General features: G+C 66.7%; 8 protein-coding genes. 5 read left to right on the plus strand and 3 right to left on the minus strand.

The window, feature by feature from the left end; translation table 11 throughout:
• From Q0C12_RS13885 to Q0C12_RS13905, 5 genes are all read left to right on the plus strand, one after another.
• Positions 1–260: group 1 truncated hemoglobin (locus Q0C12_RS13885; RefSeq protein ID WP_290891197.1), on the plus strand; the 260-nt coding region annotated here is incomplete at its 5' end.
• 168 nt (positions 261–428) lie between these two features.
• On the plus strand, positions 429–1,070 hold the full coding sequence (locus tag Q0C12_RS13890) for a hypothetical protein (RefSeq protein ID WP_290891199.1): 642 nt from the start codon (positions 429–431) through the stop codon (positions 1,068–1,070).
• Positions 1,071–1,261: 191 nt separating this feature from the next.
• A complete protein-coding gene (locus Q0C12_RS13895; RefSeq protein ID WP_290891201.1) occupies positions 1,262–4,957 on the plus strand; it encodes a methylmalonyl-CoA mutase family protein in 3,696 nt (1,231 codons plus the stop codon).
• A 51-nt stretch (positions 4,958–5,008) separates the two neighbouring features.
• Positions 5,009–5,494, plus strand: a complete 486-nt coding sequence (locus tag Q0C12_RS13900; protein WP_290891203.1) for a hypothetical protein — start codon at positions 5,009–5,011, stop codon at positions 5,492–5,494.
• Between the two features lie 44 nt (positions 5,495–5,538).
• Positions 5,539–6,180 carry a hypothetical protein gene (locus tag Q0C12_RS13905; RefSeq protein ID WP_290891205.1) on the plus strand — a complete coding sequence of 214 codons (642 nt, stop codon included), beginning with the start codon at positions 5,539–5,541 and terminating at the stop codon, positions 6,178–6,180.
• A gap of 9 nt (positions 6,181–6,189) precedes the next feature.
• On the opposite strand, the gene Q0C12_RS13910 is transcribed toward Q0C12_RS13905, so the two are convergent.
• The 3 genes from Q0C12_RS13910 to Q0C12_RS13920 are packed head-to-tail and all read right to left on the minus strand — an operon-like array spanning position 6,190 to position 8,975.
• On the minus strand, positions 6,190–6,447 hold the full coding sequence (locus Q0C12_RS13910; protein ID WP_290891207.1) for a hypothetical protein: 258 nt from the start codon (positions 6,445–6,447) through the stop codon (positions 6,190–6,192).
• The gene (locus Q0C12_RS13915) at positions 6,447–7,793 is read right to left on the minus strand and encodes a TFIIB-type zinc ribbon-containing protein (protein ID WP_290891209.1); all 1,347 of its coding nucleotides are present in this window, start codon (positions 7,791–7,793) and stop codon (positions 6,447–6,449) included. Before Q0C12_RS13915 ends, Q0C12_RS13910 begins: the two co-directional genes overlap by 1 nt.
• Before the next feature lie 21 nt (positions 7,794–7,814).
• Positions 7,815–8,975 (minus strand): SPFH domain-containing protein, encoded by a 1,161-nt coding sequence (locus Q0C12_RS13920; RefSeq protein WP_290891211.1) that lies wholly within the window; start codon positions 8,973–8,975, stop codon positions 7,815–7,817.
• Position 8,976: the final 1 nt, after the last annotated feature.

Consider the following 8,976-nt stretch of genomic DNA (forward strand, 5'->3'; position numbering starts at 1 on the left):
CGTTCTTCGCCAACTCCGACCAGGTGCGCGTGAAGCGCCAGCTGGTCGAGCAGTTCTGCGTGATCCTGGGCGGTGACTGCACCTACACCGGCCGCGACATGAAGAGCTCGCACCGCGACATGCAGATCGGCCGCGGCGACTTCAACGCCCTGGTGGAGGTGCTGCAGGTGGCGATGAACGAGCACGACGTGCCGTTCGCGGCCCAGAACAAGCTGCTCGCCAAGCTGGCGCCGATGCACCGCGAAATCGTCAACAAGTAATCGCTTGCGTGGGGCAGCGGGGCCGGCGCACTGGACATGGGCCGGCCCCGCTTTATCTTCAGCCCGGGGGCGGCGCCATCCGGGGATGTGAACGCCGCCCCTGCGGAACCTGGGACAACGCCCGGGGCGTCGGTGCAAATTCAGCCGGGCTTGCCTAGACTCCGAGCCATGTCCGACCTGCGCATCGACGACCTCCCGGGAAGCTTCGGCTACGGCGCCGGCCTGCTTTATGGCCTGCCGCAGCCGCCGCGCTGGATGGGCGAGGTCAACCCCGACCTGCAGAAGGCGCTGCTGCTGCTCGACAGCGGCGAACTGCTGTTCGGCCAGCTCACGGGCCTGGACTGGGAAGGCGGCAACGTCATCCTGCGCGCCGGGGACGTCACCCACTCGAATCCGATCGGCAGCCTGCGCGGCATCATGATCAGCGCCGAGGCCCGCGGCCGCGCGGTGGCGCCGCCGCTGTCGGTCGCCTCGACCCTGCATTACCGCGACGGCGGCGAGTGGCGGCTGAGCGCGCACAGCGCCAGCGCCGACCTGTTCGGTGCCGGGTTCTTCGCGGTGGCCGAGGGCGAGCTTCACGCCATCTTCGTGCCGTGGCGGGCGCTGGCCGACCATCGCGTCACCTTCGAGTCCGGGCTGGACGACCATCGCCGGGCGCGGTTGCAGCGGGAAGTGGCGTTCCGGCGCGGCGCCGAAATTGACCGGCTGCGGGCGGCGCGGCTGGATCTGGTGGCGGCCGATGGGCGGGATGCTTGTGACATCCGGCGGAGTACCTTCGCGAAAGCCTTCTGCGAGCAGTTGGGCGGGTGAAGCTTCCCCCTCTCCCCAACCCCTCTCCCCGTTGGGGCGAGGGGCTTAAGCTCGCCGCGCCCTGACTCCCTCTCCCCTTGGGGAGAGGGCTGGGGAGAGGGGAAACGCACTGGCCTGCCCCCCGGGTAGGGCGAACCATACGCTCGGCGCTACAATCGGCCCATCCCGCCTTTTGCCGTACGAGCGCGCCCATGAGCACCCCCGCCAATTCCCTCCCGGACACCCAGGCCGAGCGCAGCCCGCTCCGCTTCGTCACCGCCGCCAGCCTGTTCGACGGCCACGACGCCGCCATCAACATCATGCGCCGCCTGATCCAGGCGCAGGGCGTGGAAGTGGTGCACCTGGGCCACAACCGCAGCGTCGAGGACGTGGTGCGCGCCGCGCTGCAGGAAGACGCGGACGGCATCGCGCTCTCGAGCTACCAGGGCGGCCACACCGAGTACTTCAAGTACATGGTGGACATGCTCAAGGAGCGCGGCGCCTCGCACATCCGCGTCTTCGGCGGCGGCGGCGGCACCATCACGCCGGAAGAGATCAAGGAGCTGCAGGACTACGGCGTCGAGCGCATCTACCACCCCAACGACGGCATGCAGATGGGCCTGGTGGCGATGATCGAGGACCTCGTCCGCCGCACCCACGTCGCCCGCGAAAAGCGCCATCAAATGAACCAGGTTCATTTGTCCGGCGACGCCAGCGGCAAGAAGGGGAAAGGGGCGGGGCGGACCAATGAACTTGGTTCACTTGATGGTGAGATCACCATCGGGAAGATGCTGAGCGCCATCGAGGCGGGGACCATCGACGAGGCCCAGCTGGCCACCCTGCGCAAGGAGTGGCAGCTGGCCGGCGGCAAGACGCCGGTGATCGGACTCACGGGCACCGGCGGCGCCGGCAAGTCGTCCGTCACCGACGAAATCATGAACCGCTTCCTCCAGCACTTCCCCGAGATGCGCATGGCGGTGATTTCCGTCGACCCGACCCGCCGCCGCACCGGCGGCGCGCTGCTGGGCGACCGCATCCGCATGAACTCGCTGCGCAGCCCGCGCATCTTCATGCGCTCGATGGCCACCCGCCGCCAGCACGTGGCCACCAATGCCGTGCTCAAGGACTGCGTGGCCTTCCTGCGCGGCCAGGGCTTCGACCTGGTGCTGGTGGAAACCGCCGGCATCGGCCAGAGCGACTCCGAGATCGTCGACCTGGTCGATTTCCCGGTGTACGTGATGACCAGCGACTTCGGCGCCCCCAGCCAGCTCGAGAAGATCGACATGCTCGACTTCGCCGAACTCGTGGTGCTGAACAAGTTCGACAAGCGCGGCGCCGAGGACGCCCTGCGCGACGTGCGCAAGCAGTGGAAGCGCAACCGCGTCGCCTTCCAGCTCAAGGACGAGGAGGTGCCGGTCTACCCGACGATTGCTTCCCAGTTCAACGACCCCGGCGTGAGCTGGATGTTCGCCAACCTGTGCCGCCTGGTGAAGGCCAAGGTGCAGCCGAACAGCCCGCACTGCGACTTCGAGCCCAAGGTCGATACGAGCCTGAAGGAGCCGCGCGCCACGGTGCTGATCCCCGGCGCCCGCACCCGCTACCTGGCGGAAATCTCCGAGCAGGGCCGCCAGATCAACGCCAGCATCGAGCGCCAGGCCGAGGCCGCCGACCGCGCCCAGCACTACTGGCAGAGCCTGCGCGACCTGGACGACCCCGACCTGCCGCGCCAGCTGGACCAGTACGACCCGCACCACCTGGTGCTGCAGCGCCCGCCCGCCGGCACCAGCCCCAGCGGCAATGAATACCCGGCCTGCGGCGAGCGCCGCACCGGCGGCGAGCGGCGCAAGCTGGTGTTCAAGTGGCAGCAGGCGCAGGGCGCCGCCGAAGGCCGCCCGCTGGAAGAGCGCCGCGCCGCCACCATCGACCGCAGCCTGGTCACCCTGCGCCAGCGCTACAACGACGCCGTGAAGGCGCTCAGCGCCGAATCCATCGCCCTGCTGCGCGAGTGGCCCGATCGCCTGAAGTCGGTGACCGACGACACCACCGAGTACGAAGTGCGCGGCAAGGCCATCAAGGTCGAGAACTACCGCGAATCGCTGAGCCACCAGAAGATCCCGAAGATCGCCGCCCCGAAGTACACCAGCTGGGGCGAACTGCTGACCTTCCTGGGCAAGGAAAACCTGCCCGGTGCCTACCCTTACACCGGCGGCGTGTACCCCTACCGCCGCACCGGCGAGGACCCCATCCGCATGTTCGCGGGCGAGGGCACCCCGGAGCGCACCAACCGCCGCTTCCATTACCTGAGCGTCGGCCAGCCCGCGGCGCGCCTGTCCACCGCCTTCGACAGCGTCACCCTGTACGGCGAGGACCCGGCCGAGCGGCCCGACATCTACGGCAAGATCGGCAACAGCGGCGTTTCCATCGCCACGCTGGACGACATGAAGAAGCTGTACTCCGGCTTCGACCTGTGCGCGCCGACGACGTCGGTGAGCATGACCATCAACGGCCCGGCGCCGATGATCCTGGCCATGTTCATGAACACCGCCATCGACCAACAAGTCGAGAAGTACCTGCGGGAGGACCAAGCCCGTTGGGATGACGCGCACAAAAAGATCGAGGCCTTCTTCGAAGGCAAGAAGCGCCCCGAGTACCACGGCGAACTGCCGCCCACCAACGACGGCTTGGGCCTGGGCCTGCTGGGCGTCACCGGCGACCAGCTGCTCGACCCGCTGACCTACGAGCGCATCAAGGCCGATACGCTCAAGCAGGTGCGCGGCACCGTGCAGGCCGACATCCTGAAGGAAGACCAGGCCCAGAACACCTGCATCTTCAGCACCGAGTTCGCGCTGCGGATGATGGGCGACATCCAGCAGTACTTCGTGGACCAGAAGGTCCGCAACTTCTACTCGGTGTCGATCAGCGGGTACCACATCGCCGAAGCCGGCGCGAACCCGATCAGCCAGCTGGCGTTTACGCTCAGCAACGGCTTCACGATCGTCGAGTACTACCTCGCGCGCGGCATGCACATCGACGACTTCGCGCCGAACCTGAGCTTCTTCTTCAGCAACGGCATGGACCCGGAGTACACCGTGATCGGCCGCGTGGCCCGCCGCATCTGGGCCCGCGCCATGCGCGAGCGCTACGGCGCCAACGAGCGCAGCCAGATGCTGAAGTACCACATCCAGACCAGCGGCCGCAGCCTGCACGCCCAGGAAATCCAGTTCAACGACATCCGCACCACGCTGCAGGCCATGTACGCGCTGTTCGACAACTGCAACAGCCTGCACACGAATGCCTATGACGAGGCGATCACCACGCCGACCGAAGAAAGCGTGCGCCGCGCGGTCGCGATCCAGATGATCATCAACAAGGAACTGGGCCTCAACTTCAACGAGAACCCCTGGCAGGGCAGCTTCGCCGTGGAGCAGCTGACCGACCTGGTGGAAGAGGCCGTGTACAAGGAGTTCGAGGCGCTAAGCGAGCGCGGCGGCGTGCTGGGCGCCATGGACACCATGTACCAGCGCGGCAAGATCCAGGAAGAAAGCCTGTACTACGAGCACAAGAAGCACGACGGCAGCCTGCCCCTGGTGGGCGTGAACACCTTCCTGCCCAAGGACCACGCCGGCGAGGTGGCTACCACCATCGAACTGATCCGCAGCACCGAGCCCGAAAAGGCCGCCCAGATCGCCAACGTCCGCACCTTCCAGCAGGCGAGAAATTCTCTCGCCCCTGTGGGAGGGACTTCAGTCCCGAACGGGTCTCGCCATGGCCTAACCTACCTCCAGAACGCCGCCCGCGAGCGCCAGAACATTTTTGCGGCGCTGATGGAGGCGGTGAAGACCCATAGCCTCGGGCAGATTAGTCATGCGCTGTATGAGGTGGGTGGAGAGTATCGGCGGAACATGTGAAGGGGCTCAGATTACTGACGGCAGGCCGACGTCTTCTGTTGCGGCGAACGCATGAAGTGGCGTGAACCCTGGCGAGCCAGCATGAGGGCGCAGCCGCCGTTCAACCCCTTCAACGCGGCGGTGGGCCTTTCCTTTCTGGGTTGGTTGGTGTTTTTCCTGCTGTTGTTTGCTTTCGCGTCGTGGACCGGTCGGGGCTCGGCCAGCGCGGTACTTGCAATCCAGATCGCGCTGGCGGCCGCGGGCACGCTGGCCTCGATGCTTTATCTGATCCGCTGGATGAGTCCGCGCAAAGTCAGTTCGGGGCCGAGGGGCATCGTGATCGAGAAGGCGGATCAGCTGACGCTCATTCCGTGGGTCGAGATCGAGAATTTTTCGTTCTCCCACCGCCTTAGCCTGCCAACCCTTATCCTCACCTTACGCTCCAGTGAGGTTTTCAGCGTGACCCTGGGCCACCAGGTGCAGCGCTCGGAGATCGAGCGGGAAATCCTTCAGCATGCCGGTCAGTCGGCGAGAGGCGAGGTTGGAGTAGGGGAGTGAAGAGGATGCGAGCCCTTTGGTTGTCCTCTGGTGCGGCGGTTTTCATGGCCATTTTGCTGGGCGGTTGCGCAGAGAAATCTTCCGAAGAAAGCGAGGGCCCCGCCAAAGCGGGCGATCCACTGACTTCGCTGGACACGCTCGGCTATGTCGCGGGGGTCCAGAAGGCGGCATTGGCCGGCGACGGTGAAGCGGTACGGCGGGAAATGGCGGAGTTCCAGGATGAGTTCCGTAAGTCCATCAAGCTGGCCGACCCGGCGCGCGCGGTGGACCGGGAAGCGGCACGGCAGGCGGCGCGCTCGGTGCCGGGTGTTCGCTCCGTCGCCTGGGTGGACCGCGAGATCCTGTTTGTCATCGTCGACGCGAACGAGGCCCGAAGCTACGCCACCCTCGACGGCATTTGCCTGGCGCTGGAGCCCTTGGGCGACACGCTGGGGGTCGTGGTGAACCTGCAGAGCGGGGCAGCGCGAACGGGTGACGAGCTTGAACTGCTAAGCCGGAACTGCCAGCTCGAACCGGGTGACAGGGCGCTTTTGTCCCAGGATCGCCAACTGGATGTCGTCGATCCTGCGGTGAGGGCGCAGCACAAGGCGAACCAAATCCTGTCGGCGCAAAGCGAGGAGGACTTGAAGCGCCAGCAGGAAAGCCTTCGCATCCTCGAGGCCAATACGCCTTCAGTGCACGACTAGCCGAACTGGCTAACCTCCGCCGTCGACCCGTCGCACGCGCGTGCGGTAAGCCTTGACGTTGTCCCCATCAATCCGCGTCTTCCGCGTCCCCTTGACTTCACTGACCTTGTGCTCCGAGCCCGTCACGGGCTTGGCGTCGACCGCCGTCTCCCGCTCGAACGCATGCGACTTGTCGGTGTTCCGGTAGTACCGGTAAATCGCCCAATACAGCGCCGCGGCGCCGGTCGGGCCGAGGGCGAGCAGCCAGATCCCATTGTCATCGCTCATCAGTTCGCCCCCAGCAGCATGGCGATCACGATCGCCTCGATGAAGGTGCCCGTGGTCAGCGCCGCCAGCAGCAGCTTCCAGTGCTGCACCGGCACGCTGCCCATGGTTTCGCCGGTCCGCCCGTTCACCGCGATGTAGTGCAGCATGCCGCTGCCCGGCTGCTGGTAGCTGTACAGCCACACCGGCAGGTACATCGCCACCCAGCGGGTGCCGTGCACGTCCAGGCTTTCCTCTTCCCAGCGCACGCCGCGGTCGTAGCGGCTGACCGAGGGCTCCACCTGGCAGCGGGCGATGGACAGCAGCTGGTCTTCCAGGCGGGGGCGCAGGGCCTCGACGTCGGTGTCGCGCTTCTCCGAGCTGAAGCCCGAGAGGTAGCTGGCGTTCCACTTCACCGCGTTCTTGGTGTCGAAGGGCAGGATGGTGTTGATGATGTTGTTGGTGTTGACCTGGGTGTCGAGCTTGCTGCGCTCCTTCGAGGACTCCAGCGGCAGGTCGTCCACGGTGAAGTCCACGGCGCGGCGCACGGCGTACACGTCGGCGTCGTAGTAGGTCTTCTTCTTGTCGCCGGTGCCCTTGGTGTAGCGGCGGGTTTCGATTTCGCCGTGGCCGGCCACTTCGGCGCTGGCCCGGCCGTCCACGATCATGTATGGCATGTAGACGCCCACCACGTTCTCGGGCGTGAACTGCTCCTTGAACTCCTTCAGCGCGAACAGCCGGCGCTTGTCCACGAACTGGCGGATGCGCGCCACCGCGTCGTCCTTCTTGATGCGGAAGGGCAGCACGGCGTCGGGCACCGCACCATTGGCCACCTGTTCGTTCACGCCGAAGACGTGGCGGCACCAGTGGCAGCGGGCGGTCATGTGGCTTTCGGTGTTCACCGTGACCTCGGCGCCGCAGCCGGTGCACTTGAAGCTAATCAGGTGCGAGGCGTCGGCGGCGATGGCCTGGGCGCCGGAGGCAATGATGGTGCCGGTCAGCGTGTCCAGGCCTTCGCCCAGCCCGAAGGCTTCCTCCACGCCCTCGCCATGCCATTCGTTGCGGCAGTACAGGCAGATCAGCAGGTCGGTGCCGGGCCGCTGCCTGATGTCGGTGGCGCCGCACTTGGGGCAGTGGTTCTGGCCGTCCTTCAGTTCTTCCGACGCGGTATCAATGGCGACCGGGTCGGGCGCCAGCACTTCGTCGCGGATGGCCTTGGGCAGCGTGGCCGGGTCCACCGGGAACGTGCCCGGTTCCGGCGGCACGTCCTGCGGCGAGCCCGGCCCGATGCCGGGTGGCAGGGGCGGGGGTGTGCCGCCGGTGCCACCGATGGGCAGCGGCGGCGGCGTGGAGCCCGTCTTGTTGGACATGGTGTTGGCCCGGCGTCCGGCTTACAGACCCAGCGCCTTGGCCTTGGCCGCGTCGTAGTCGGCCTGGGTGATCAGCCCCAGGTCGAGCATCTCCTTGGCCTTCTTGAGCTTGGCGATGGCGTCGTCGGCCGCCGGGGCCGCGGGTGCGGCCGGGGTGGCCGGCTGCTGCAGGCTGCCGATGCCGCCCATCATGCCGCCCGCCATGCCGAGGCCCACCAGGCCGGCGGCGCCGCTGTTCTCGCCGGCGGCCTGCATGCCCGCGGCTACGCTGGCCTGCAGGTTGGAATTGCCGCGGCTGCCCGCCAGCGCGTCGGCGCGCTGCACGGTCTTGAGCAGCTCCTTGGTGTTGGCGTCGTACTCGATCGAGACGATGGCGGTCTTGACGATCAGCAGGCCGCGGTCGGACTTCCACTGGTAGGCGTTCTCCACCGCGTCCGACAGGCTCTTGGCGAACCCCACCGAGTCCTGCTGCAGCTTGGTGATGCGGTTGCCCTTGGCCGGGTCGTTCGAATACAGGCTGAAGGCGGGCGCCAGCGAGCCCACCACTTCGTTGAACAGCTGGCCGGCCGCGGCGTTGTCGATATCGGTGAAGTCGAACACCTGGCCCGGCTGCAGGTACTTGGCCGGCACGAAATTCTTCACGAACAGGATCGGGTCAACGATCTTGAGCGTGTACGAGCCGCGCGTCACCGCGCCCACCTGGGTGTTGAGGAAGCCATCGTCCCAGTAGATTTCCGACTGGGTGCCGAAGCGGTTGTCGGGCAGTTCCTTCAGCGAGACGAAGAACGCCGCCTGCTGCGAGCCCGGCTGGCCGCCGAACTTGAAGCGCTCCCAGCTCTGCTTGATCAGCGGGCTGACGATGCCGTCGCCGGCGAAGATTGACTTCGAGTTCACGTCGTCCGAGCGCCACTCGTAGCCGCCGGGTTCCGCGACAAAGCCGGTGATGGCGCCGTCCTGCATCAGCAGCAGGCCGTAGCCTTCCGGCACGATGATTTTCGAGCCGTTGGAGATGATGTTGCTCGAGCCCTTGGTGTTGGCGCCGCGCCCGGCATTGGTGCCCTGCGGCACCGCCGCGAACAGTGCCGCCGTCGCCGGCAGCCCGGCCGGCACGGTGTAGAAGTCCTTCCACTGGTCGGCCAGCATGCCGCCGACTGCACCCGCCACTGCCTGCACAAGACCCATG

It is taken from the genome of Arenimonas sp., assembly GCF_022842045.1.
Classification (GTDB): Bacteria; Pseudomonadota; Gammaproteobacteria; order Xanthomonadales; family Xanthomonadaceae; genus Arenimonas.

Coding starts and splice junctions, on each gene's coding strand:
- Q0C12_RS13890 (WP_290891199.1), top strand. CDS start 429: ATGTCCGACCTGCGCATCGACGACCTCCCGGGAAGCTTCGGCTACGGC.
- Q0C12_RS13895 (WP_290891201.1), top strand. CDS start 1,262: ATGAGCACCCCCGCCAATTCCCTCCCGGACACCCAGGCCGAGCGCAGC.
- Q0C12_RS13900 (WP_290891203.1), top strand. CDS start 5,009: ATGAAGTGGCGTGAACCCTGGCGAGCCAGCATGAGGGCGCAGCCGCCG.
- Q0C12_RS13905 (WP_290891205.1), top strand. CDS start 5,539: ATGGCCATTTTGCTGGGCGGTTGCGCAGAGAAATCTTCCGAAGAAAGC.
- Q0C12_RS13910 (WP_290891207.1), bottom strand. CDS start 6,447: ATGAGCGATGACAATGGGATCTGGCTGCTCGCCCTCGGCCCGACCGGC.
- Q0C12_RS13915 (WP_290891209.1), bottom strand. CDS start 7,793: ATGTCCAACAAGACGGGCTCCACGCCGCCGCCGCTGCCCATCGGTGGC.
- Q0C12_RS13920 (WP_290891211.1), bottom strand. CDS start 8,975: ATGGGTCTTGTGCAGGCAGTGGCGGGTGCAGTCGGCGGCATGCTGGCC.